Source organism: Pseudoalteromonas sp. CO342X, from assembly GCF_004208915.1.
GTDB classification, from domain to species: domain Bacteria; phylum Pseudomonadota; class Gammaproteobacteria; order Enterobacterales; family Alteromonadaceae; genus Pseudoalteromonas; species Pseudoalteromonas maricaloris.
In genome coordinates this window covers 369,795-393,287 of the sequence record NZ_SGPH01000016.1, presented here as the reverse complement: position 1 = coordinate 393,287, position 23,493 = coordinate 369,795, and the positions used below count along the sequence as shown (strand labels likewise).

24 protein-coding genes are annotated in these 23,493 nt (G+C 41.9%); 17 read left to right on the top strand and 7 right to left on the bottom strand.

Translation table 11 applies throughout. The features are described from left to right. Window positions 1-259: 259 nt before the first annotated feature. Window positions 260-430 carry a ribosome modulation factor gene (gene rmf / locus EXT47_RS08755; protein WP_010372771.1) on the top strand — a complete coding sequence of 57 codons (171 nt, stop codon included), beginning with the start codon at window positions 260-262 and terminating at the stop codon, window positions 428-430. A gap of 78 nt (window positions 431-508) precedes the next feature. Here rmf and fabA read toward each other — a convergent pair whose 3' ends face one another. After that, window positions 509-1,024, bottom strand: coding sequence for a 3-hydroxyacyl-[acyl-carrier-protein] dehydratase FabA (gene fabA, locus EXT47_RS08750; RefSeq protein WP_010372774.1), 516 nt, complete (start codon window positions 1,022-1,024; stop codon window positions 509-511). A gap of 240 nt (window positions 1,025-1,264) precedes the next feature. Between fabA and EXT47_RS08745 the strand changes: the two genes are divergently transcribed. The 16 genes from EXT47_RS08745 (at window position 1,265) to EXT47_RS08670 (ending at window position 16,086) form a co-directional block, all read left to right on the top strand. Then, window positions 1,265-2,119, top strand: coding sequence for a 6-carboxytetrahydropterin synthase (locus EXT47_RS08745; protein ID WP_039495901.1), 855 nt, complete (start codon window positions 1,265-1,267; stop codon window positions 2,117-2,119). Continuing rightward, window positions 2,112-2,936, top strand: coding sequence for a M23 family metallopeptidase (locus EXT47_RS08740; protein ID WP_130126332.1), 825 nt, complete (start codon window positions 2,112-2,114; stop codon window positions 2,934-2,936). The genes EXT47_RS08745 and EXT47_RS08740 overlap by 8 nt, the downstream gene beginning before the upstream one ends. Next, the gene (locus EXT47_RS08735) at window positions 2,933-3,367 is read left to right on the top strand and encodes an acyl-CoA thioesterase (protein WP_010372783.1); all 435 of its coding nucleotides are present in this window, start codon (window positions 2,933-2,935) and stop codon (window positions 3,365-3,367) included. The genes EXT47_RS08740 and EXT47_RS08735 overlap by 4 nt, the downstream gene beginning before the upstream one ends. A gap of 286 nt (window positions 3,368-3,653) precedes the next feature. After that, a complete protein-coding gene (locus tag EXT47_RS08730) occupies window positions 3,654-4,019 on the top strand; it encodes a response regulator (protein ID WP_010372787.1) in 366 nt (121 codons plus the stop codon). After that, window positions 4,016-4,597 carry a chemotaxis protein CheX gene (locus EXT47_RS08725; protein ID WP_010372790.1) on the top strand — a complete coding sequence of 194 codons (582 nt, stop codon included), beginning with the start codon at window positions 4,016-4,018 and terminating at the stop codon, window positions 4,595-4,597. The genes EXT47_RS08730 and EXT47_RS08725 overlap by 4 nt, the downstream gene beginning before the upstream one ends. A 2-nt stretch (window positions 4,598-4,599) precedes the next feature. Further along, the gene (locus tag EXT47_RS08720) at window positions 4,600-5,898 is read left to right on the top strand and encodes a sensor histidine kinase (RefSeq protein WP_039495899.1); all 1,299 of its coding nucleotides are present in this window, start codon (window positions 4,600-4,602) and stop codon (window positions 5,896-5,898) included. A gap of 325 nt (window positions 5,899-6,223) precedes the next feature. Continuing rightward, window positions 6,224-6,739 carry a chemotaxis protein CheW gene (locus EXT47_RS08715; RefSeq protein WP_039495898.1) on the top strand — a complete coding sequence of 172 codons (516 nt, stop codon included), beginning with the start codon at window positions 6,224-6,226 and terminating at the stop codon, window positions 6,737-6,739. Then, a complete protein-coding gene (locus EXT47_RS08710) occupies window positions 6,739-7,926 on the top strand; it encodes a methyl-accepting chemotaxis protein (RefSeq protein ID WP_130126330.1) in 1,188 nt (395 codons plus the stop codon). Before EXT47_RS08715 ends, EXT47_RS08710 begins: the two co-directional genes overlap by 1 nt. A gap of 8 nt (window positions 7,927-7,934) precedes the next feature. Continuing rightward, window positions 7,935-8,300 (top strand): response regulator, encoded by a 366-nt coding sequence (locus EXT47_RS08705; protein ID WP_010372802.1) that lies wholly within the window; start codon window positions 7,935-7,937, stop codon window positions 8,298-8,300. A 10-nt stretch (window positions 8,301-8,310) separates the two neighbouring features. Next, entirely contained in the window at window positions 8,311-8,595 is a 285-nt protein-coding gene (locus EXT47_RS08700) for an STAS domain-containing protein (protein ID WP_039495895.1), read from the top strand. Between the two features lies 1 nt (window position 8,596). Further along, window positions 8,597-10,573 carry a chemotaxis protein CheA gene (locus tag EXT47_RS08695; protein WP_039495894.1) on the top strand — a complete coding sequence of 659 codons (1,977 nt, stop codon included), beginning with the start codon at window positions 8,597-8,599 and terminating at the stop codon, window positions 10,571-10,573. A gap of 14 nt (window positions 10,574-10,587) precedes the next feature. Next, window positions 10,588-12,822 (top strand): methyl-accepting chemotaxis protein, encoded by a 2,235-nt coding sequence (locus tag EXT47_RS08690; RefSeq protein WP_039495892.1) that lies wholly within the window; start codon window positions 10,588-10,590, stop codon window positions 12,820-12,822. Between the two features lie 11 nt (window positions 12,823-12,833). Then, on the top strand, window positions 12,834-13,634 hold the full coding sequence (locus EXT47_RS08685) for a protein-glutamate O-methyltransferase CheR (protein WP_039495891.1): 801 nt from the start codon (window positions 12,834-12,836) through the stop codon (window positions 13,632-13,634). Continuing rightward, window positions 13,628-14,128, top strand: a complete 501-nt coding sequence (locus tag EXT47_RS08680; RefSeq protein ID WP_223193797.1) for a chemotaxis protein CheD — start codon at window positions 13,628-13,630, stop codon at window positions 14,126-14,128. The genes EXT47_RS08685 and EXT47_RS08680 overlap by 7 nt, the downstream gene beginning before the upstream one ends. Then, window positions 14,128-15,180, top strand: coding sequence for a chemotaxis response regulator protein-glutamate methylesterase (locus tag EXT47_RS08675; RefSeq protein ID WP_039495889.1), 1,053 nt, complete (start codon window positions 14,128-14,130; stop codon window positions 15,178-15,180). The genes EXT47_RS08680 and EXT47_RS08675 overlap by 1 nt, the downstream gene beginning before the upstream one ends. A gap of 54 nt (window positions 15,181-15,234) precedes the next feature. Continuing rightward, window positions 15,235-16,086, top strand: a complete 852-nt coding sequence (locus tag EXT47_RS08670) for a lysozyme inhibitor LprI family protein (RefSeq protein ID WP_130126328.1) — start codon at window positions 15,235-15,237, stop codon at window positions 16,084-16,086. Window positions 16,087-16,120: 34 nt separating this feature from the next. Here EXT47_RS08670 and EXT47_RS08665 read toward each other — a convergent pair whose 3' ends face one another. The 6 genes from EXT47_RS08665 to EXT47_RS08640 are packed head-to-tail and all read right to left on the bottom strand — an operon-like array spanning window position 16,121 to window position 23,445. Beyond that, entirely contained in the window at window positions 16,121-16,513 is a 393-nt protein-coding gene (locus EXT47_RS08665) for a hypothetical protein (protein WP_225739576.1), read from the bottom strand. 59 nt (window positions 16,514-16,572) lie between these two features. Continuing rightward, complete coding sequence (locus EXT47_RS08660; RefSeq protein WP_130126326.1) at window positions 16,573-18,864, bottom strand: diguanylate cyclase; 2,292 nt, start codon at window positions 18,862-18,864, stop codon at window positions 16,573-16,575. A 2-nt stretch (window positions 18,865-18,866) separates the two neighbouring features. Continuing rightward, on the bottom strand, window positions 18,867-19,844 hold the full coding sequence (locus EXT47_RS08655) for a response regulator (protein WP_130126324.1): 978 nt from the start codon (window positions 19,842-19,844) through the stop codon (window positions 18,867-18,869). Continuing rightward, window positions 19,816-20,955 (bottom strand): response regulator, encoded by a 1,140-nt coding sequence (locus EXT47_RS08650; protein WP_130126322.1) that lies wholly within the window; start codon window positions 20,953-20,955, stop codon window positions 19,816-19,818. The genes EXT47_RS08655 and EXT47_RS08650 overlap by 29 nt, the downstream gene beginning before the upstream one ends. Further along, entirely contained in the window at window positions 20,945-22,843 is a 1,899-nt protein-coding gene (locus tag EXT47_RS08645) for an EAL domain-containing protein (RefSeq protein WP_010604754.1), read from the bottom strand. The genes EXT47_RS08650 and EXT47_RS08645 overlap by 11 nt, the downstream gene beginning before the upstream one ends. Before the next feature lie 2 nt (window positions 22,844-22,845). Next, window positions 22,846-23,445, bottom strand: coding sequence for a response regulator (locus EXT47_RS08640; RefSeq protein WP_017217411.1), 600 nt, complete (start codon window positions 23,443-23,445; stop codon window positions 22,846-22,848). Between the last annotated feature and the right edge of the window lie 48 nt (window positions 23,446-23,493).

Genomic DNA, 23,493 nt, shown 5'->3' with positions numbered 1-23,493 from the left:
TCATTGCATGACTCGCTGAGATGTGATTTATTGAAGGTATGGGTTTGGCCAAATCTCATCGGTAAGTAGCACATCTGTATGAAATACGATGTCGCTCGTGTTTAACTTTTCTCAATAAAATCTTTAATTTAAATTGTTAGTACGAATTGTCATTATATCGCAAGTCACGATCTTCGTTTTGAATGACGTTCGCTTAAGTTTGAACTACACAGTATTAGAAACGCTAATGCTGATCGAGAAAAAGGTGAGGATATTACCTATGAAGAGACAGAAAAGAGACCGTTTAGAAAGAGCACATTCACAAGGATTTAAGGCAGGATTAGCCGGTCGGTCGAAAGAAAATTGTCCCTATCAACAAGTAGAACACAGATCAGAATGGTTAGGCGGATGGCGAGAAGCGATGGATAATCGCAACATCTTTAAAACCTGATACCGAATTTTAGGAGAGCAAAGCCCCAGATGGGGCTTTGTGTGTTTTTAAAGCTATAAAACGATAACAGCGAAAAAGTTAAAATGCGCTGGTATCTTGGAAAAGACCTACTTTCAAATCTTTTGCTTCATAGATCACGCGACCGTCAACTTCGACGATGCCATCTGCTAGACCCATAAATAGCTTACGCTTGATAACGCGCTTCATTTCAATGCGATAAGTCACTTTTTTAGCAGTTGGTAAGATTTGACCCGTAAACTTCACTTCGCCCACACCGAGTGCACGACCAAGACCAGGACCACCAGACCAACCAAGGAAGAAGCCAACCAATTGCCACATCGCATCCAAACCTAAACAACCAGGCATTACTGGATCACCTTTAAAGTGGCAGTCGAAGAACCACAGATCAGGATTGATATCGAGTTCAGCAATAATTTGACCTTTACCATGCTCACCACCGTCATCATTAATTTGAACGATGCGATCCATCATTAGCATGTTGTCGCTAGGCAGGCGGCAGTTGCCTTCACCAAACATTTCTCCGCGACCACATAAAATAAGTTCTTCTTTTGTATAGCTGTTCTTCGGTTCCATAAATCTTCTTCTTAGCTTGCAAATTGACGCTACTTTAGCGTACAGATGTACGCTAAACAACTCCGAACAGTTAAAAAGCGTACCGAGACTTGTAAATTTTGCGCTAAAGATATGTCTATTTGATTAAATTTCAAAAAATTGAAGAGATTAAATGCAAATCAGTTCCAATTAGGGGCGATTTATAATGTGAAAATCATTATAATCGGGGATGATTTTTTAGCAGGCTATTTTGGGTGATCTATGATCCTTTTTGTTGACTCTTTGACCGTAATTGATTTTTCGTACCTTTGCCCACGTCGTGGTGCGGTAGGTGAAAGTTGGATCACCGATATTGTGCTGCATGGTGAGTTAAACGAAGAGTCTATGGTGTTAGACTTTGCAAAAGTTAAAAAGCAAATCAAACGTATTATCGACGAAAAGCTGGACCACAAATTAGCGGTACCCAGCGCGCTTGCGTGTAATGCAAAACACAGTGAAGGCCGATTTGAATTTGATATGCAATTTGATGGAAATCACTTAGCCATGAATGCACCGGAAGAGGCGGTGTGTGTAGTGGAAGGGGATGAAATCAATGAAGTCAATGCCATTGCTTACCTTAAGTCTGTTATTATGCCGCATATGCCTGAAAACGTGAAAGATTTAGATATAACACTGCGTCCAGAGGCCGCAACAGGCTTCTATTATCACTACAGCCATGGCTTAAAGAAACACGATGGCAACTGTCAGCGTATTATTCATGGTCATCGTTCATTGATTGGTGTGAAGCTCAACGATATCAGCATGCCTAGATTACAAAAACAATGGGCGGATAAATGGCAAGATATTTATCTTGGCAGTGAAGAAGACTTGATTGATCCTAGTTTGCTTCAGTATGTAACCGCTCAAGATAAAGATTATGCGTTCGCGTATACCTCGTCGCAGGGATATTTTGAGTTGGCGATCAGCAAATCGCGTTGCGATATATTACCTTGCGATACAACAGTTGAATGTATTGCGGACTATCTTGCAGGCCAAATAAAGCTTGAAAATCCACATGATAAGGTTGAAGTAAGAGCATACGAAGGGGTTGGAAAAGGAGCAATTGCGTATGCTTAAACGTGCAATTGTCATATTGCTTGCGAGCACCACATTATTTGCTGAGGCGCTTGAATTAAAAGGTAACCTGACACAAGGTGGCTTGGTCGTCGGTAAGCTTGAAAATGCAACTGAGATAAAGCTAAACGAAACAGAATTAAAGCGCTCTAAAGATGGCTATTTCGTGTTTGGTTTTGGCCGTGATGCTGAACTTAACCACATCTTGAGTTGGCAGTCTGATGATGGTCAAAAGCATCGCCAAGCGATAGTGATCACGAAAAGAGATTACGATATAGACAAGATCACGGGAGTGGCGAAAAAGTATGTTTCGCCACCAGAGTCGGTGCTAAAGCGCATACGTGAAGAAGCACAAGCCGTGTCAAAAGCAAGACAAGGCAATTCGGATTTATTATTCTTTAAAGACCCCGTTTTCAGACCTGCGAAGGGCCGTATTTCAGGTGTTTATGGTAGCCAAAGATATTTTAATGGTGAGCCAAAACGACCACATTTTGGATTAGATATCGCAAACAAAACGGGTGAGCCGGTCTTAGCGCCGGTATCGGGTAAAGTGGTGTTTGCAAATCCAGATCTTTATTACAGTGGCGGCACTTTGATTATCGATCACGGTCACGGCATTACCTCTACGTATATCCATCTTAGTAAACTGGATGTTAAGGTTGGCGATACGGTAGAAACAGGCGATAAAATCGCTGAAATTGGCGCGACGGGCAGGGTAACTGGCCCGCATTTAGATTGGCGCTTTAATTGGTTCGGGGAGCGACTCGATCCAGCTCTACTTATGAAAGATACAATAGCGGATAAAGCAGTACAAAAATGACAGACGAACAAAGACAAGCCATTGTTGAGCAACGCATTAAAAGCTCAATCACACACGTAACAAAAACCGTATTCCCAGGCCGTACAAACCATCACAACACCTTATTTGGTGGTGACGCACTGGCTTGGATGGACGAAGTTGCCTTTATTGCTGCAACGCGTTTTTGTCGCAAACCTTTGGTAACGATTTCGTCAGACCGAGTCGATTTCAAAGAGGCAATTCCTGCTGGTACTTTTGCTGAATTAGTATCGAAAGTAGTGCATGTTGGTAATACCAGCTTAAAGGTTGATGTTGAAATCTATCTTGAAAGAATGCACAAAGATGATAAACACTTAGCAATTACAGGTAGTTTTACCTTTGTTGCCGTCGATGACAATCATAGGCCAACTCCTGTGGTTTGTGACAAAATGCTAAACGGCTTTGATAGCTAGTTTTTCGCTAAGATTTTATTTTTAAAATCTCTAAAGCAAATATAGGGCTTAGCCCTATATTTAATAGAATAAAAGGAACACATCGTACAAATATTTTTAAAATTGCTACTCGTCAAGAACGGCTAAAACCCATTTATGATAATTAATCGAGCCATTATTTGTTATTTCTAAGTTGAATCTCTTTCGTTCAGAGGACAAATGAGTCATTTTTTACTCATAATTTTTTGACAGTCAAAAAGCCAAAGACCATACTTTTTACCAATATAGTGAAATAGGAGTGGTGCTCATGGCAATTCCAGTAACCGTTGCAGACGATTCTATGATGTCGAGAAAGGCTGTGCTTAGGGCAATACCTGAAGACTGGGATGTCGAGGTCAGTGAGGCAAAAAATGGCAAAGAAGCATTGGTGATGGTTGAGCAGGGCAAAGCTGAGGTGTTATTTTTGGATCTCACTATGCCAGAAATGGATGGTTTTGAAGTTCTTACGCATCTACACGAGCACCATGCAAAAACCGTGGTAATCGTTATTTCCGCTGATATTCAGCCCGAAGCGAAGAAGTTGGTGGATAAACTCGGCGCATTTCGCTTTTTGCAAAAGCCACTACAAAAAGAAGAGTTACATAACACGCTACAAGAGCTAGGTTTATTATGAACATGCCACTCAGTGAAGAGCAAAGGGATGGCTTGCAAGAGCTAATGAATATATCCATGGGCCAGGCAGCGAACTCTTTAGCTCGATTAATTGAAACGAAAATTAGCTTATCTATCCCTGAAATTACTTCGGTAAGCCCAAATCAACTCAATGAGATCTGTAATACTGCACATGTTTACAGAACGAGGCAGTCATTTTTAGGGGAAATTAAAGGTGAAGTCATTAATCTATTGTCACCGCAAGGCTTACAAGAAATAGCCGAGCTTATGGACTACGATAGTCCACTCGATGACTCTGATCTCAATGAAGTCTTATTAGATTTGTCTAACATTTTGGCTGGTGCATGTTTAAACGGCTTTTCTAGTCAGTTAGAGCTTAAAACCTCATTGACTATGCCGACTATTTATAAACATCAACTATCCGACGACATTGCTGAGTGGAAAACCACATTAGTAATGAAAATTGCATTTATAATCGAGTCTATTGCTTTTGATTCGAGAGTGATTATTTGTTTAGATGAAAACTCCATTAAAACAGTGATCCAAAAACTTAATGCCATGCTTGGAATAGAGGACTGACTGTGTTTAGCGAATTGCAGCGTTACATTCCGGTTGGAATTTGTGTCCTAGACCAAGCACATACGGTGGTTTTTGCGAATGAATTTCTGAAAAACCGGCTACCGGATAACACTCCCAAAAATATTGAGGGCATGTCCATCGACGAGGTATTTCCTGAAGCTGCAAAAATCATTAAGCGGAAATTGAAGAGTGTTTTTGCTTTAAAAGCAGCAAGTTTTAGCTACTGGGAGCATCGTCCTCATGTGTTTGAGCTTAGCAGCAGCCGTCCTGTTACTGGCGATGAAACTTCAATGTATCAGAACATTCAATATGTGCCGATTTTTGAGCATTCTGAAGAAGTGAAAAAAGTATGCGTGATCATACAAGATGTGACGGAGCTGGCGAGCTATTATCAAGAGCAAAAACGTCTAACCGAAGCATTAGAGATAGAAAAGCAGGAGTTAAAAACACTCAACCTTAAGTTGGAAGCTGCACAAAACCAATTACTACAGTCTGAGAAAATGGCTGCAATTGGCCAACTTGCTGCTGGCGTGGCGCATGAAATCAACAATCCAATTGGTTTTGTGAATTCCAATATTCAAAGTCTAGAAGGTCAGGCTAGCGGACTGTTTGCGATGCTAGATTTTTATGAATCGAATTTTAGTACACTTGCCGACAGTGGTTTAGCACAGCAGGAGCAGCAGCTCCAAAATCAGCATAGTATCGACTTTTTAAAGGAGGACGTGCCTGAATTACTGCAAGAATGCTTAGAAGGGCTGGACCGAGTCTCTAAGATAGTTGAGAGTTTGAAATCCTTTTCTCATGTTGATAACCAGGAGTGGCAAGAGGCAGATCTCATTAAAGGGATTGAAAGTACGCTGAAAATAGCCAATAACTCAATTAAGTACCATGCGGTTATCAACAAAACTTACTCGCTTGATGATGAAGTGTTGCTATATTGTCAGCCGATGCAGATTAATCAGGTATTTTTAAATTTAATCATCAATGCTGCACAGTCGATAGAGTCAAGCGGTGCGGTAACTATCTCTATCGAAGATAAACAAAACGAGGTGATTATTGCCATCCAAGACACTGGCAAAGGGATCCCAGCTGAGGACATCAATAAAATTTTTAATCCATTTTTTACCACCAAACCTGTTGGTCAAGGTACTGGCCTTGGTCTGTCTCTATCATATAGCATCGTCGCCAAGCACAAGGGTCGCATTCAAGTTGACTCACAAGTTGGTGTAGGCACAACGTTTACGGTATCCTTTCCTAAGCTCAGCGAAGCAGATTTCTCCGACGAATTTACGGATAAGTAATCAATCAAACCCAGTTCATAATAAAATTAGCCTTCATTAGGTTAGCGTTTCTTTGCAATTCATGTACTTCCTTATTGTTTTTGTTCTGATTATCCAGTTTTCAATCAGTTGGCTTTAGTTTTCTGCCACAGGTTTCGTTGTCAAAAAATCCACTATAAATCCGTCACTGCGGTAATACTCAATACTACGAAATTGTTTATAACCACCTGTTTTTAAGATTATTTTTACCACTCAAAAATAGTTAACATAAATTATTGCTCAAATTTTGACAGATAAGAAATATGAGACTAAAGTAACATATAAGACAAATGAGACGGGGCGAAAAATGCAAGCGATCACAGAAAACACACAGTCATTGCAATATCTCACTTTTCAGTCAAGACAGGATTGCTACGCAATTGAGATCCTGTCAATAAAGGAGATCATTGAACTGGGCTCCGTGACAAAAGTCCCCTTGATGCCTGAGTTTATTAAAGGAGTGATTAATTTAAGAGGTTCAGTTGTACCCGTTATCGATCTGTCAGCTCGGCTTTGTGGAGAAGTAATAGAAGTTGGCAGACGAACCTGCATTATCATTTGTGAATTCTGTATTTCTGACAACCTCATTGAGATGGGTGTCATTGTTGATGGCGTTAATGAAGTCATAGAAGTTGACGCAAAAGATCTAACCAACTCACCTCAGTTTGGCGCGCAAATCAGAGCCGACTTCATCGCTTCCATGGTAAGACGCGGAGATGAGCTACTCATCGCGCTAGACCTTGAAAAAGTTCTCTCAGTTGAAGAGATGGCTGAGCTGATAGAGTTAAGCGAGCGTGGCAGTCACCTTGGGGAGTCAGCATAATGCAGATACTTCCAATTAATGAGCTAAAGACAATCTACAAGTACTACATTAGCGCTGCGGTGTTGCTAAGCCTAGTATTGTCTCTCACGCTATTACTCAGTGTTCGCGTTGATATCTTATCGTTATCTTCAGTGCTCATCACCAGTGCACTCTTAGCGGTAACGTTAAGGCAGCGTCACTTAACCGCAAAAGTCATTCTTGATTGCGAGGCATTTGCTAGTTATTCGAGTGAGATGCAAGAGCATTGCGAGGTAGAGCAGCACAATACAGAATCTGTTGCCGCGATTTTAGAAACCGTTATTAATCAGGTCTACAGTATTAAAACCTTGGGTAATGACTCGGTTTCAGGGCTCACCTTGCAGTTTTCAGAGCTAAGACAGGCACTAAATAACACGATCGAATCGGCACGAGGTTCTGTAGAAAACTTCGGTGATGATGAACACTGTTTTGCCAAACACAGTCAAGAAGAACTCAATGAAGTCCTGCACAGTTTGCGTGTGGCTCTTGGTTCAAAACTCGAGGTCGTCAATTCCAATCAAGCTGTAAGCCATGCCGCCAAGGAATTAACTGAGCAAACCAAATCTATTCAAAAAATATCAAAAGAGATCACGTTATTGTCACTCAACGCATCAATTGAAGCTGCAAGAGCGGGGGAAGCCGGCCGGGGGTTTGCCGTGGTAGCGGAAAGGGTGCGTGAGCTTTCGGATATTACCTCAGAAGCTGCAGAGCTTATTATTGAAAAGATGAACGGCTTAACCAATGCCGTTGCTGACAATACTGAAAAGCTCACCGAATCACAGGCACAAGACGTTACGCTTATGGATGACGCTGAATTACATATCCGAAAAGTGCTCAATGAGATGGCGACGGTCGCTAATGAGCTGACGCAATCGGTACATGGATTAGATGATACCGCAAGCAAGATAAAAGCGAACGTCGACGACGCGATAACCGATTTTCAATTTCAAGATAGAGTGAGCCAAAAGCTAGAGCACATTTGCAAAGGGCTTACTTCATTAGTCTCACTATACAGGACCGAAGGTGAGCTAGGCGAGGACGGGTTGGCTGCATTACAGCAAGAAATGTTCAACTCTTACACCATGAAAGAAGAAAGGGAATGTCATGTTTCAACCACTGAAAATACGTCTCAACACGACCATGTTGAAGACGAAGTAACATTTTTCTAGGAGGTCTTATGACTAAGAAAATTATGATAGTAGATGATTCAGCTTCAATTCGTCAGGTGGCAAAAATGACACTACTCGCTGAAGGTTATGAAGTCATTGATGCCTGTGATGGTCTCGACGCAATCAACAAACTAGATGACGGCAAAATCAACCTGATCATTAGTGATTTGAATATGCCAAACATGGACGGGCTGAGCTTGTTGAAGAAGGTGAAAGAAATGGGCCAATATCGCTTTACGCCTTTTTTGATGCTAACCACAGAATCGGGCTCGGATTTCGTGAGTCAAGGCAAGCAAGCGGGAGCAAAGGCTTGGATGATAAAGCCGTTTAAACCCGAAAAGCTGATTAATACCGTTTCACGTATTTTGGCGTAGGAGCATAAATATGAGCAACTTAACCATTGTGCTGCCAGAAGTATTGACCATTTATGAAGTGAGCAAAGTGGCAGCAAAATGGCAGCTCATGTTAAGCGATGACACGACGGCGGTTGCGATTGACCTTAGCGAGCTGCTGGAGGTGGACGCTGCAGGCTTTCAATTAGTTGTTGCACTCGCACAGTGTTGTACGGAAAAGCCGTTATCTGTGATAGGTGTCGATGAGCATCACTCACCTTGTGCCTTATGGCTACTCAATACCTTAGTTGCATCAAACTGCGCGCAAAGGAGGTAAGATGGTTGATTTATCCGAAATTCAAGCGGTCTTTATTGAAGAAGCCAAGGAGTTGGTACTTCAATTTGAAGAAAGTCTCTTGGCAATGGAGTCTATACTGCCAAATAGTGACGACGAGATCATAAACGAGGCGTTTCGTGCTGCACATACCATAAAAGGCTCAGCCGGTGTTGTTGGCTATGACCATATTGTCGATTTTACGCATTTTGTTGAAGCAACAATGGAGCTTCTTCGTGATCACGCGCTAAATCCCTGCGAAAAACTGATTTCGACTTTGCTCGAATGTAATGACCATATAAATGCGTTAATTAAGTGCTTAGAGTCAAACGAAGATTTTCCTCAGGCGTTGACCGATGCTGAAGCTGGGCTGCTAGAAAGTTTAAAGTCATATAGTGGTTTGCAAGACCAAGCCTCAAGTGAGCAAACCGTTGTCGAAAATCAAGAAGCAACGCAGAGCTTTCGAGTCTCAGCGCAGTTTTATAAGGCCTGCATGGTGGATGGTTTTGATCCGCTCTCGATTATTCGCTACATCGAAAGTAAAGGTAGTACCGTAGAAGTTGATTGGCTAATTGATGAGGTACCTGCGCTTAACGCGGTCACACCAGATGAACTAGAATTATGCCATTTTAGAATGCAGCTAGAGATACATCACTCTACGCGAGAAGATATTAATGAAGCATTTGAGTTTATTGCTGCAGAATCAAATATTGAGATAGCCCCAATTGAAGATGATAAGCCAACGCCAACACTTGTCAAAACTGATAAACAGCCCACCAAAAATAATAAAGTCAAACCAAAGAATCCCGAGCGAATGATGAAAATACCGGCGCAGAAGCTAGATGAATTAGTCAATGAACTTGGCGAGCTGGTTATCGTGTCTGCGGCACTTGAAGATCACACTAAAACAATACGTGACTCGGCCCTTACTGAAATTGTTGAGCATATTCAACAACTCGTTAGTGATGTGCAAAGCAGTACACTGCAACTCAGAATGGTACAGATAGGCGAAACGTTTAATCGTTTTAGCCGTGTGGTGCGCGACACCTCAAAGGAGTTAGAAAAACAAGTTTCTTTAGAAATTATGGGGGCTGAAACCGAACTTGATAAATCAATGGTTGAAAAGATAGTTGACCCTCTTACACATTTAGTTCGTAATGCCATTGATCATGGTATGGAGTCACCAGCACAACGAGCGGACAGTGGAAAGCCTGAATACGGTACTTTATCACTCAAAGCCTTTCATGATTCGGGCAGTATTGTAATAGAGATCAGTGACGATGGACGCGGGCTAGACAAAGAGAAAATTAAAGAAAAAGCAATTCAGCGTAATCTGATCTCACCTGATACTGAGCTTACCGACAAAGAAATTGCTAACTTAATCTTCGAACCAGGCTTTTCCACAGCCGAAAAAGTATCAAATATCTCGGGACGCGGTGTTGGCATGGATGTGGTGAGAAAAAACATTGAAGCGGTACGTGGAACGGTGAGTGTTGAATCTGTCGAGCACCAAGGTACGTGTTTCCAACTCAGGTTGCCGTTAACCATGGCCATTATCGATGGTTTTATGGTGAGTGTTGCTGATGCTAAGTTCGTCATTCCACTCGATATGGTTACAGAGTGTATTGAACTTCCGCTTGGCAATGGTGCAACTCGTCAAACCGATTACATTAATCTGCGCGGTACAGTGCTGCCATTTATTCATTTGAGTCGTATTTTCGACTTACCCACGAACCCTAAGATCAGACCAAGTATTGTCGTTGTGAAGTACGGTCAGTTGCGAGCAGGCATCGTCGTCGATCAGCTGTTAGGTGAGTTTCAAACGGTCATCAAACCACTCGGTGCGTTATTTGAAAAGATGTCGGGGATCAGTGGCTCAAGTATTTTAGGGTCAGGAGACATTGCGCTCATTCTTGATGTACCAAAGCTTATTCATGATTTTGCTCATGAACCTGAATCTAGAAAATTAGCTAACTCTTAATAAGGGGATACATAATGGGAATTTTACCAGCAATCTTTGACAAACAAGTTAATCAACTGTCGAAGGCAGTCGTAAACGCGATTGAACACTCAGATCTTACCCAAGTAAACCCCGCTTTATATGAAGGGGAAGCCAAAACACTTGCGACCAATGTATTAAGTTTGCTTAAAGGCAATGCAGAATTAGAGGCTATCGAGACTACAGGCACATTTGCTGCTCTCCTAGATGGTGCTGGTCGGATTGTTCATCAAAGCAATCAATTTACCCAGCTTATTGCAAATAACGCACAAAGTGATGGTGGATATATTACTGATATGCTGTCGTTGCACAATAACTTTTCCGAGCTGATTGATAAGACCACCAAAGTTAATATGCCAAGCGGATCTTATCAATTAGAAATCATGAAATTAGCACAGCCCATTGCCAACTGTAGTTTCGTGGCTAAATTAATCAGCCAATCGAGTTTGAGCGCTGGAAGTAATAGCGATTTTTATAAACAAGCCATGGATTACAGTACCGCTTGTATTATGCTGGCTGATGAAAATTACGATATTGTTTATATAAATCGCGCCATGCGAGACATGTTACTCAGGTTAGAAACTGCGATCCAAAGCACGTTACCTACCTTTTGCGTTGACAAACTGGTGGGAGGAAGTATCGACCAATTCCACCGTAATCCAAGCCACCAGCGCACTATGTTAGCGAGTTTAAACTCTACGCACGTTGCAAGACTCGGGTTTGGTGAGCACAGCTTGGAGCTCATGATCACCCCTGTATTTGATGAAAACAATAAGCGTATTTCTACTACGGTTGAGTGGAAAGACATAACTGATGAAAAGCGCAAAGAGCGCTTGTTAGAAGAAGAGTTTGGTGTTGCCTTCCAAGCGGTAGCTTGTGGGGAGTTTGACAGACGCATTGAAGCCAGTGAGTTAGAGGGATCGATAGGCAGAATTGCAGAGGCATATAATAAGTCGATGGAAGTGCTGGAATCGGTACTTGAGGACAATTTTGCCGTGCTCAACGCAGTGAGTGAAGGTAACTTATCATTAAAGCCCAAAGTACAAGCACAAGGGCTTTTAGGTGAGCTGGCGCAACGTACAGCCAATCTCACCGATGTGTTAGATACTTTAGCGACCGATATCGTCGAGTTGGTTTCGCAAGCGGTCAAAGGAAACATCCAAAATCGCGCAGACACCTCAAACTATGCCGGCGCATTTAAAACCATGACTGATGGTCTTAACGAGGTATTGGAAGCGACTGAAAAACCGATTCAAGAAATTGCTAACGTCATGGAGGGGTTAAAAGAAGGTCGCCTTGATGTTGAGATTGCAGGAAGCTATTCAGGTGTCTATGACGAGTTGAAGCAAAGCGTCAATAGTACAATCTCCAGTTTAAGTCGCATTATTTGTGATGTTCGTTCTAACTCTGAATCGCTAGCGCAGGCATCAACTGAAGTCTCCTCTACAGCACAGTCATTGGCACAGAGTGCAAGCGAACAAGCCTCGTCAGTTGAAGAGACATCAGCCTCGGTTGAACAAATGACGGCATCCATTGCACAAAATGCAGAAAACTCCAAAATCACCGACGGTATGGCATCGAAAGCTGCGGGTGAAGCACAAGAAGGCGGTAGCGCCGTGGAAGAGACCGTATCGGCCATGAAACAAATTGCCTCTAAGATAGGTATTGTTGATGACATTGCTTATCAAACGAATCTGTTGGCACTCAACGCTGCCATAGAAGCGGCTCGAGCAGGAGAGCATGGTAAAGGGTTTGCTGTGGTGGCTGCAGAAGTCAGAAAGCTTGCTGAGCGATCTCAATTTGCAGCGCAGGAAATATCTCAGTTGGCATCTGGCTCAGTGAGCAAAGCCGAGCGGGCAGGCAGTCTACTTGCTGAAATCGTACCTGCGATTGGTAAAACCTCTGATTTAGTACAAGAGATCTCCGCAGCGTCAGACGAACAAGCTGCGGGTGTCGGCCAAATCAACGACTCGATGAATCAAATCACCCAGCTAACGCAGCAAAATGCGTCATCGTCAGAAGAGCTAGCAGCCACCGCGGAAGAAATGTCCAGTCAAGCAGAGACGCTTACCCAGCTCGTCGCCTATTTTAAAATCGGAGATATTGAAAGCCAAAGCAAAATGCGAGTGTTAGAAGGCGGAAAACCGCAAACAGAAGCACAACCCGTCGCTGAGCGAAAAGAAGTTAGTGCTGGGCAAGCTCGCTCAAAAGAGCACTTTGAACAGTTCTAAGGAGGTGCCACATGATTGGGGACTTTATTAGCGATCAAGAATTTACCTGTATTGCTGACTTCTTCAAAGCCGAATCAGGAATACATCTTAGGGATCATAAAAAGAACTTAGTCTGTGGACGACTAAATCAAAGACTGAGGATTTTAGGATTAAGTAGCTATGGTGAGTACATTGAGTATCTAAAGATACCCAATAACAAAGGTGAGCGAAATATGTGCATCGACTTGCTGACTACCAATGAAACCTATTTCTTCAGAGAGCGTAAACACTTTGAAAAGCTAGCAGAGCTGTTTACCACGTACTACCAAAAGTCTGCACCAGATATTTGGTGTGCGGCTTGCTCTTCTGGCGAGGAAGCATACACCTTGGCCATGTGCACGCAGGAGCATTATGGTCACGGGAATTGGGTGGTGCGTGCCAGCGATATTTCTGAGCGGATGCTGGATTTAGCGAAAAAGGCAATTTACCCCTTACATCGTGCTAAAAACATTCCTGACGAATACCTAAGGAAATACTGTCTAAATGGCGTCGGAGAGAAGACCGGCTATATCATGGTGAATGATGAGCTCTATCATAAAGTTAATTTTTTCAAAAATAATCTACTTGTGCCTTATATCGGTGGTAAAGCTGACATAATATTCCTCCGTAATGCACTGATCTATTTTGAAAAAGATGAAAAGGTAAAAATCCTAGAAAATGTTTACAGGGCGATGCCGAAGCAAGGTTTTTTGTTTTTAGGACACTCCGAGAGCTTAAATGGCGTGTATGACAAATTTGAATCAATCGCCCCTGCGGTGTATGCAAAATGTTGATGCCAAGCAGAGACGTTGAATCAATATTTTTGCAGCCGGGTAGTTTGGCGATTGAGTCATTTCGTCCAGCAACGCTCAATACCTTGCTGGGGTCCTGTGTTTCATTTGTTTTAGTGTCTAAGCAGCACCAACTAGTTGTTGTGAGTCATATGCTATTGCCAACCACAGAAAAGCCGAATGATGATGAGCCCGCTAAATATGTCGATAAGACTTTTTCGTTGGTTCGCCAATATTTAAAGCGGTCTAGTATCCCTGAGAATTGTGTGGAGATTAAGCTTTTTGGTGGTGGAGAGATGTTCAAAACGTCTTGTCCAGAGACTGTCGGTATGCGAAACATCGAAATGAGTCATAAGCTGATTGACGATTATGGATTTAGGCTTGTCGCGCGTGATGTTGGTGGCCCTTATTATCGGAGAATTCAAGTGGATCTCAAGGATGGCGCTTGCAGGGTAGACCGTTTTCATGTTGCGTTATCGAGCAGGAGAGCAACCTGATGTCGAATAAAATTTCCGTCTATATTATCGATGACTCTGCTGTGGTAAGACAAACGGTCACTGCGATGTTGGAGTATTCGCCTGAAATCTGCGTAACTAAGGTGTTTAGCAACCCTGTCTTGGCGCAGCCTAGCGTGTTGGAAGAGCCGCCAGATGTTATTATTCTTGATATAGAAATGCCACAGATGGATGGTATTACCTTTTTACGCTGGCTTATGGCCAATAAACCCATCCCCGTGATCATTTGTTCATCGCTAACAACCACAGGTGCTCAATTGTCGGTAGAGGCACTCTCTCTTGGCGCATTTGAAATCTTAACTAAACCAGAGTGTGGCTTAAAATCATTTCTTGAGTCTCAACGCGAGCAATTTATTAAAGTGGTTAAGCAAGCGAGATTCTACAGACCAAAGTCTTCTACGGAAGACATAAACCGTGCGCCTGCTATCAATGTCGCAATGAGCACTACCAACCTTGCCATTAATACCACTGATAAAGTGGTAGCCATCGGCACTTCGACAGGGGGGACGCAAGCGCTTGAGTACATATTTAGTCAATTAGAACCCGAATTGCCTGGTATTGTGGTGGTACAACATATGCCAGCCAACTTCACTAAAGCCTTTGCTCAAAGGCTAAATGATATTTCAAAATTAAAGATTAAAGAGGCTGAGCATAACGAACGCGTACTGGCTAACCATGTGTACATCGCGCCAGGAAGCCATCACCTTCAGCTTGTTCGTCGTGGTGCATTCTATTACACTCAGCTCAAAGATGGGCCGCCAGTGCAGCGCCATAAACCTTCGGTCAATGTATTATTTCAATCTGTTGCGAAGCAAGTTAGAAGCAATGCTATCGGATTTATATTAACCGGAATGGGCGCTGATGGTGCATTTGGTTTGTTAGAAATGAAGAAATCGGGGGCGAAGACTTATGCACAAGATGAAAGCTCAAGTATTGTATTTGGAATGCCCAAAGAGGCCATTAAGCTAAATGCCCACAGTAAAGAAGTGACACTAGCGGACGTACCGACGACAATAACTCAATGTTTTTCATAGTGTTACTGTTGGGGTAAGCGCAACTCTTGTCTACACGATTAAAAGGAAATTAGCTTGAAAGCGACCATATTAACCCGAACTTTTTATCATGGATTGGCTGCGGTTATAGCCATCACTCTATTTGGATGTGCGCCACAAAATAGGACAGTGTTAACACCCACCGAGCAATCGAACGTTGAAGCGTTTCACTGTGGCGAGCAGTGGATGATAGAGGTCGATAATCTTTTAAAGAGTGGCGATGGTAGCGGGCATGGTCCTGATCTTGGCAGCCAAGAATGGCAATCGGTCATTGAGTTTAAACTTGGTGTAAGAAGTTACTCGGATAAGCCCGACATTGGCACGCAGGATTGGTGTCGCTATATTGACGAGCACTTAAAACAACATACCCTACATACGCCTTCATTCGCTTGTAACGAGGTAAGAGCTGGAAGCATGGAAGCCGTTATTTGTGATAGTGCGGCGTTGTCTCGACTGGATCGCAGGCTCAATTCTGTGTATGAAAAAATTGTAAAAGAGCCGCATTCGAAGCAGCTTCAAGCCGAGCAAAGAGGGTGGATAAAAGGGCGCAATGCGTGTTGGAAATCTAGCGATAGCACGCATTGTTTGAAGCAGTCGTATATGCACCGTATTGCCGAGCTTGAGGCTCGTTTTGCATTAGTGACTAGCTCCGGGCATACGACGTATCTCTGTAACGATAAGTTATTATCCGTTTTTTACTATGATACTCAGCCACTAAGCATGGTCGCAGAATTTAATGACAGTGAAAAGCTGATGTTCATCGATAACTCCGCCAGTGATACTCATTACCGCGGTGGCGATTATCACCTTAAAGTACAAAGTAATGTAGCAATATTAACTTGGGGTTATTACCAACAGCCCATCCAGTGCAGGGTTACAGCAGACTAAATTTAGAAGCAGATTAGCGCTTCGAGTTGAAGCGCTAATCACCGGTTGAATGATAGCAAATCTTGTCGAGCATCATGATAATAAACGAGTCGTCTTTTGCTTTTCCTAAGAACTCCATAGCGTTAAATTCAAACGTCCCATCAGATTTGACTTCGTATTGAAGAAGAAAATCAAACTTTTCGCCTTCTTCTTCTACATAACCATCAATATTTATGTAGTTTCTGCCCCAATCGCTTGTGAGATAATCCCAAGTGAGTTCGGTAAAAAAATTATTCATAACTTGGCGAAAAGTGTAGTCGCTACACTCTTTAAACGGTGTGTCCTGCATTCGGTCAATTTCTAACTCAGCAGTATAATCGGCATAAGCTACAGATGAGGTGACTAAAAATCCAAGTGCAGCTAGGTTAAGTGAGAGCTGTTTCATCATTTTTCCATTTTTATTTCTGACGCGAAATTAAAGTATATCAAGCAATATGAAATATTTTGTTATTCAAACCAAACTACTTTATTCTTGCCAGTATGTTTAGCCTCATACAAAGCTTTATCAGCATCATTTAAATGTGCTGTAATAGACATTTTTTCCATCTCGGGAAGTACCGCTTTTACACCAATGCTGACCGTGAGATGTATTTTCTCTTCTTCTGACAGTGTAATCTCCAAGTTAGATATGGATTCTCTGATGGTCTCAATCAATGCGCTAGATGATCCATGTGTGGCATCGAGTAACACAAATGCAAACTCCTCACCTCCCATTCGCGCAGTAAAATCATCACTGCGTAGCGCATCTTTTATGGTGTAAGCAATCAGCTTAATGGCTTTGTCACCAGCATCATGACCGTAGGTATCATTAATTGACTTAAAGTTATCGATATCTACCATACCAATTAAATAGGGGAAGGATATCTCACCAACTTCGGCGGCTTTTTCCATAAAGGCACGTCGGTTGGGCAGGCCTGATAAGGTGTCGGTCATTGCAAGTTCAAGCAGTTTGTTTTCTGCTTCTTGGCGCTCTTTATCGAGTTTAACCGCATAGTATAAACCCGCTAGAGAATCGACCAGTGGTTGTAAGAATTTTGCATCTTCTTCGGTATAGTCAAAAAACTTATTCGCAAGTCCTATCATACCGACCAATTCGCCATTGAGCTTTATCGGCAGCCCCAAAAACTTAGAGATCCTTGGATGTCCTTTTGGCGTGCCTTTCGATGCAGGGTGCTTACCTCGTTCATTACTAATGACGGTTTTTCCCGTCAGGATCACTGATCCGAACAGATTATTAAAATCAGTAAAATAGAGATCGTTATCATAATATCTCTGTACCAATTGAGAGCTTAAATCATTCCACTGCATTTCTGAAATGGCATGAATAAAGAGCCTTGGTACACCGGCGGTATACTCAAGCTCGCCGATCAGCGCAAATTGGCTATCCGCAATGTCGATGAGCTCTTCTAGAATCTCACGGCATGATTTAGACAGATCACCAGTCTTTAAATAGGCTGACTGTGCTTTACTGATAAAAGACAGTAATTGTTTTTGCTTTCGCTCTTGCAACTGTGCTTCCATCCGGTAGGTAATATCCCGGTGAGTACCAGCAAGGCGCAGTGCTCTGCCGCTATTATCGCGTTCAACCACTTTGCCATAGGTTTCTATCCACACCCAGTGGCCATCGGCATGTTTCATTCTATAGGACGTGGTGTAGGCATCGGTTAACCCTTGTAGGTGTTTGGCTAGGTCTCTTTCTACGTGACTACGATCGGCTGGATGAATAAGTTGGCGGAAGTAATTAACACTGGTCTCAACGTATTCAAATTCAATTCCAAGCATATCACACCACTTTTTATTAACTTTATTGATATCTGCTGGAATATTCCAATCCCATGTACCTAGCTCTGAGGCTTCTAGCAACAGGCGCATCTGTCTGTTCGTCTCATTGAGTTTGTCTTCGGTGTACTTTTGCGCAGTATTTTCGGTAATAAAAGCCTGAATGCTTGTCATTCTGCCGTCGTGGTTAAAATGCGCCACGGTGATCATACGGATCCAGATCTGTTTTGAGTCTAATGCCATCTCTAGCAAAATTTCAGACGCTTCTAACCCATCCAAGTGGTTTTGTAAGTTAAAATGAAATTTCTCAACACTTGGCTCGGTGAGTAAGTCTTCGAAATGCAATTCCCCGGAGCATAAGTGAAAAGCGTCAATACCAATCACGCGCTCAATATTCGGAGAAACCGTACGAATGCGCAGCCCATTATTGTACTTCCACTTAATTAACACGATTGGTGAAAAGCGGATTAACTCTTGATCTTCGAGGTATAACGAATAGTTTTTTTGTAGCTCTAAAATATTGGTGATAAGACCGCTGATCGTCTCGAGTAAATGAACATCTCGCTCGGCATAGTTTTTCGGTTTGGTATCGATTAAACATACGCCACCGATTGGCTTGCCGTCGAGTCTAAAAGGTACACCCAAGTATGAGCGAATGTAGGGCTCGCCAGTCACGAGCGGGTTATTCGCATAGTTTTCATCCAAGGCAGTATCAGGAACAAGTAAAGACTTGTTATGTTTGATTAAGCTCTTACAAAAAGCATCTTGCTCCGGTGTCCTGTCGGCTAGGATCCCATGTCTGGCGATCAGATGTTGCCATTGCCCTTCAATTACAGTGACTAAAGTTATTGGTACCTCAAAATAATCAGATAGGGAGGTGAGTAGCGTATTGAGGTCGGCGAGCGGAAAGCTTGATTCGACTAAATCTTGTGTTAATTCAACTTTTGCAAAAGTATCCATGCCTACTCTCCATTATTTAAAAATGCAGCAAGTTGAGTGGTATTACTTTGTATCTCGTGAGGTAGCGCGGTATCGAGTAACTTTTCCAACTGAATTTCTAGCTCTATCTGCTTTCTTGGCAGTAAGGATTGCTCAATGTTATCCAGTACGAACAGATAGTTATGGGTCGGTGATGGTAATATTTTATAGTTTCTGAAAACTTCTTGAGCCGCAGCTGCCAATTTCGGTGTAGTGAGTTCGCAAGTTGGCAACGCATAGTAAGTGAGAACGGGGTTTATCGAGTAACATAATAGCAGTTCGGTGATAACTTCATAGACGTTAATTTCGTCTGTTACTTCGACTTTTTCTATGGTGATCAGATAGAACTCTTCGTCTTTTGGATTGCTGCGGATCTCACATCTTAAAACACCAAGAGGAGTGTGGTAGATGCCATTACCACTAAAGCATGCCGAGAACTCTGCAAGTATCTGAGATTCTATGTCTTTGCTGAGATTATGCTCGACAACTTGGCCTTCATTATTGATTAATACCCGTGGGCAATCACGCTTTTTTAGTTGTTCCTGTAAAACCGTTTTAAAATAATTATTATTGTATACGTCTATTGCTGCATTAACTTCTTCGAGTAATTTGTCGTTCTCCCATGGTTTACACAAAAACTTATGCGCAACCTTGCTGTTAATCATATCAATAAGCATATCGGAGTCGGTATAACCGCTAAGAATTAGGCCAATTGCACCAGGGGTTATTTTTTTGGCTCGTTTTAGAAAATCTCCACCATTCATTAGCGGCATTCTAAAATCAGAGATAATAACCTGAACGGGGTGCGTGTCTATGTACTCAAGAGCTTCAAAAGGATTATCAAAACTGACAACCTCTACCGAAGGCAGCCGTATGACTCGTTTTAACGCCTTAAGTATTGACGTTTCATCGTCTAATATCAGTACTTTGTAACTAACTAAAGTATTTGCTTCTGAGTTCATAGAAAAGCTCCAACCAATCTTGGCTCTTTTGATCAAAAAAGGTGTTGATCACCGTCTGATTGACTTCTTTATTGGTGATAGTGTCTATAAGCAACAATAGCTTAGTGGCATTGCAATCTGAGCTACCCATTTCTAGGGCATTAATGAGCGCATACAATTGATCCGTGATGGCTGACTCGTAGCCAATTAATGTGGCTGTATAAAGGGCGATGTGTAATTTCTCGATATAGCAACTCTGTGGGGAATGACATTGACTTTCGGTAATAAGCTGAGCTATTTCTGAGCCGAGCTCGCCAAGAAATAATAAGGATTGAAGAAAAACAATGCGCTCAGAGTCAATTGATCCGTCATGTAGTTTGTGTACCAATTCCTTAAGTAACTTGACCTTTTTAAAGTTAATATCGCTTAACTGCTCACAGTTCGCGATATCATATCTGGCTGCAACCATATTGTGATAACACACAGAGACAATAATTGCAGACACTAAATCCACACCGAGCGTCTTAATTGCGGTTGAGAGAGAGTATTGCTTTGTCGATAATCCCACATAAGCACTGTTACACAGGTGGAATAATTTAGCTTGAATGAGCACCTCTTGTTCCAGCATTGCTTCAAGCTTGTGAAAATCTAAATCAATGTCTTCAATTTTACTTAGCAAGATAGGCAATTCGTTTTCAATGAAAGTTTCATTTAGGGCACGCTTTATTGCTTCACTTAATGGCAGCTCATTGAGTCGATAAAAAGCGGTGATAACCTCATCGAATTCTTCTCTTCTAAATGGCTTAGCGACGATAAAGGTAGCAGAAATTGAAGACTTACACAGTACCTTGCCTGTGGTATCGCCGGTTAATAACACGGTGAGGACTTGTGGATAACGGCGCCTCACGATATTGATTAATTCAACACCGTTAATCGATGGCATAAGGTAGTCGCTCACTAAGATATCGATGCTCGCTAACGTATCTAGGGATTCTATGAATTGTTTAGGTGATGAAAAGGTCAATATTTCAGCGCCTTCCATGCTGATTTTGAAGTGGCGGTGGAGCGACTTCAACATTAACTCATCGTCATCAACGAGCACAATCCGTGGCACTTGGCTTTTAATAGACATAGTGAGTAAACTCCTCAAGTAAAACAGGTTTTCCGATGAGATATCCTTGTACTTCATCGCATTTTAACTGTTCTAGAATTTCAAGCTGTTCCACGGTTTCTATACCTTCAGCGACAACTTTTAATTCAAGGTCGTGAACTAATCGAATAACATTTTGGACAAGATCTCGAGCTGATTTTGAACTGTCGATGTTTTCAATCAGGCTTTTGTCAATTTTGATAACATCCACTGGCAACTTTGAAATATAGCCCAATGAGGAATATCCCGTACCGAAGTCATCGATGGCAATGGAGAATCCGATTTCTTTTAATTGTAGTAATTTAGTTTTAGCTTGCTCGAGATTTTCTAAAACAAAGTTCTCGGTGATTTCTAACTCGAATTGCTCGGGTTTGAGCGAATACCTTTCAATAATCGAATACATGGTTTGTACAAAGCAGGGGTCGGAAAGTTGATAAGGTGAAACATTCACTGCGACTTTTTGGATCTCTAGTTCTTCCTTTTGCCATTCGCACAGTGCGATACACGCCTGCTCAAGCACCCAAGTTCCTATTTTGACTATTTGTCCGTCTTTTTCTGCCAACGGAATAAAATAATCTGGTGAGTTAGCGCCAAACTGGGTGTTCTTCCAGCGAATTAACACTTCACAACTATTGATTGAATGTTCATTTAAATTAAGTTTAGGCTGGAACCTTAGATAAAACTCATCATTATCAACGGCGTTAAATAATGCCTCAGAAACTTTATGCTCGTTTAGTTTTTCTGAAAGCAGTGATTGCGAATAGCGCATATAGAAGTCAGTACGAGACTCGCAAACAAATTGGGTATAGATAACTAAGCTGTCTATTGCTTCCGAGAGTGGTTGCTCAGGCTCAATCATGGTGTACGAGACAGAGAACTTGATTTGGATATTTTTGCGAATGAAAAATTGTTTAATTGAGTTGATTAACTCATCTAAAAATTTGTGTACCTCAATTTCACTTTGTACTGAATCTAACCAGAAAATGGCTTGATCAAAGCTGATTTCAAGCATCGAAAAATGAGTCGCTTCGCTCAGTAGAGCATGATCTATGATTTTTTTAAACGTATCTGAATATATTGGGGTATTAGAAATGATATTCTTAACCAACAAATCTCGAATTTTCAGGCAGATCATGACAGAGTTATCGGTGCGATTGATATGTTCAAGAAAGCCCAGTTTGCTCTGATAGAAGTTTGGATATTTATCCTGCTCGCTGGAGAGGGGTTTAATGATAAGTAGGTAGCTGGATTCTGTTTTTAGCTTGAGCTCAACTTGACATAACACCCCTGAGCTTTTTAGTGTTGCAATTCTGCGCTCAGTAAAATCATCAAGGCATTTATCACTTTCAAAATTAAACAGTTGAAAAAAGTTACCTTTATTGACCTCGTTCAACACTAGTTCCGTGTAAGCGTAATTGCAATCGATGACATTACCTATGGTATTTACTTCGACTAAAGGTGCATTATTATTACGCAGGATTTGGGTTTTTAATTCGTTTTTGTGATGGTTTGTGAGTGCCGCTTCTATCGTTGTGTACAGCTCTTCGTTATTCCAAGGCTTGGATAAAAACTTAAAGGTATTATTCGCGTTGATCAGCGACTTCATATCGTCATAGTCAGCTTGCCCACTGAGCACGATGCATTCAATACTAGGATCATGCTTTTTCACTTCTTGGATAAGCTCTTGGCCATTCATGTTGGGCATTCTGAAATCAGTAATAAGCACATGCGGTTTGTGCTCTTGTATCAAACCAAGCGCTTGTCTTGGGTCATCGGTATATACCACTTCATAATGCTGTAAACGCAGAGTGCGTTTAAGCGACTTTAGAATATCAATTTCATCATCAACCAACATGATAGGTGCATTCATAGCTACCCCTGTATTAGCGCATTAATTTTTTCTAACAGAATAGAGTTATCAAACGGTTTAGAAAGGGCGTCATTGGCGCCCATCGCTTTGGCCTTTTCAAGTTCTACATCATTTAACGCAGAGACCACCAAAATCTTAATCGCTTTAAATTCTTCTTTTTCGCGGATAAATGAGATCACTTGAAAGCCATCCATTCCCGGCATGGAAAGATCGAGCGTGATTAAACTTGGTTTAAACTCCGAGATGGCAATGCCTGCCATAAAGCCATCCCCAGCTTCTTGTATCAAATAATCGTTGCCTATCACTCGTCGTATCGCTTTTCTATACTGGGGCTCGTCATCAATGATAAGCACCTTAGCTAAATCCCGTTCTTTATCAGAGTGTAGACCACTTTCTGCGATTTGATAGTCGCTAATAAAGTCTTGCGAAAGGGGGATTTTGTGCTTGTTTAAAAAGGATAAAAAGTCTTCAAGTAAGACACGGTAGTTACCGCGTCCAGGAAGCTTATGACCTTTTAATTCGCCATTGGCAATCCAACGACTCACACTGCGTTGGTGTACGTTACAGTAACTGGCTATTTCGCTTGGTTTAAGTGTTTGCATAGTCTTTTTGCTTTAATTCTCTTACCTATTGGTATAGCACAAGAAAAC

Coding starts and splice junctions, on each gene's coding strand:
- rmf (WP_010372771.1), top strand. CDS start 260: ATGAAGAGACAGAAAAGAGACCGTTTAGAAAGAGCACATTCACAAGGA.
- fabA (WP_010372774.1), bottom strand. CDS start 1,024: ATGGAACCGAAGAACAGCTATACAAAAGAAGAACTTATTTTATGTGGT.
- EXT47_RS08745 (WP_039495901.1), top strand. CDS start 1,265: ATGATCCTTTTTGTTGACTCTTTGACCGTAATTGATTTTTCGTACCTT.
- EXT47_RS08740 (WP_130126332.1), top strand. CDS start 2,112: ATGCTTAAACGTGCAATTGTCATATTGCTTGCGAGCACCACATTATTT.
- EXT47_RS08735 (WP_010372783.1), top strand. CDS start 2,933: ATGACAGACGAACAAAGACAAGCCATTGTTGAGCAACGCATTAAAAGC.
- EXT47_RS08730 (WP_010372787.1), top strand. CDS start 3,654: ATGGCAATTCCAGTAACCGTTGCAGACGATTCTATGATGTCGAGAAAG.
- EXT47_RS08725 (WP_010372790.1), top strand. CDS start 4,016: ATGAACATGCCACTCAGTGAAGAGCAAAGGGATGGCTTGCAAGAGCTA.
- EXT47_RS08715 (WP_039495898.1), top strand. CDS start 6,224: ATGCAAGCGATCACAGAAAACACACAGTCATTGCAATATCTCACTTTT.
- EXT47_RS08710 (WP_130126330.1), top strand. CDS start 6,739: ATGCAGATACTTCCAATTAATGAGCTAAAGACAATCTACAAGTACTAC.
- EXT47_RS08705 (WP_010372802.1), top strand. CDS start 7,935: ATGACTAAGAAAATTATGATAGTAGATGATTCAGCTTCAATTCGTCAG.
- EXT47_RS08700 (WP_039495895.1), top strand. CDS start 8,311: ATGAGCAACTTAACCATTGTGCTGCCAGAAGTATTGACCATTTATGAA.
- EXT47_RS08695 (WP_039495894.1), top strand. CDS start 8,597: ATGGTTGATTTATCCGAAATTCAAGCGGTCTTTATTGAAGAAGCCAAG.
- EXT47_RS08690 (WP_039495892.1), top strand. CDS start 10,588: ATGGGAATTTTACCAGCAATCTTTGACAAACAAGTTAATCAACTGTCG.
- EXT47_RS08685 (WP_039495891.1), top strand. CDS start 12,834: ATGATTGGGGACTTTATTAGCGATCAAGAATTTACCTGTATTGCTGAC.
- EXT47_RS08680 (WP_223193797.1), top strand. CDS start 13,628: ATGTTGATGCCAAGCAGAGACGTTGAATCAATATTTTTGCAGCCGGGT.
- EXT47_RS08675 (WP_039495889.1), top strand. CDS start 14,128: ATGTCGAATAAAATTTCCGTCTATATTATCGATGACTCTGCTGTGGTA.
- EXT47_RS08665 (WP_225739576.1), bottom strand. CDS start 16,513: ATGATGAAACAGCTCTCACTTAACCTAGCTGCACTTGGATTTTTAGTC.
- EXT47_RS08660 (WP_130126326.1), bottom strand. CDS start 18,864: ATGGATACTTTTGCAAAAGTTGAATTAACACAAGATTTAGTCGAATCA.
- EXT47_RS08655 (WP_130126324.1), bottom strand. CDS start 19,844: ATGAACTCAGAAGCAAATACTTTAGTTAGTTACAAAGTACTGATATTA.
- EXT47_RS08650 (WP_130126322.1), bottom strand. CDS start 20,955: ATGTCTATTAAAAGCCAAGTGCCACGGATTGTGCTCGTTGATGACGAT.
- EXT47_RS08645 (WP_010604754.1), bottom strand. CDS start 22,843: ATGAATGCACCTATCATGTTGGTTGATGATGAAATTGATATTCTAAAG.
- EXT47_RS08640 (WP_017217411.1), bottom strand. CDS start 23,445: ATGCAAACACTTAAACCAAGCGAAATAGCCAGTTACTGTAACGTACAC.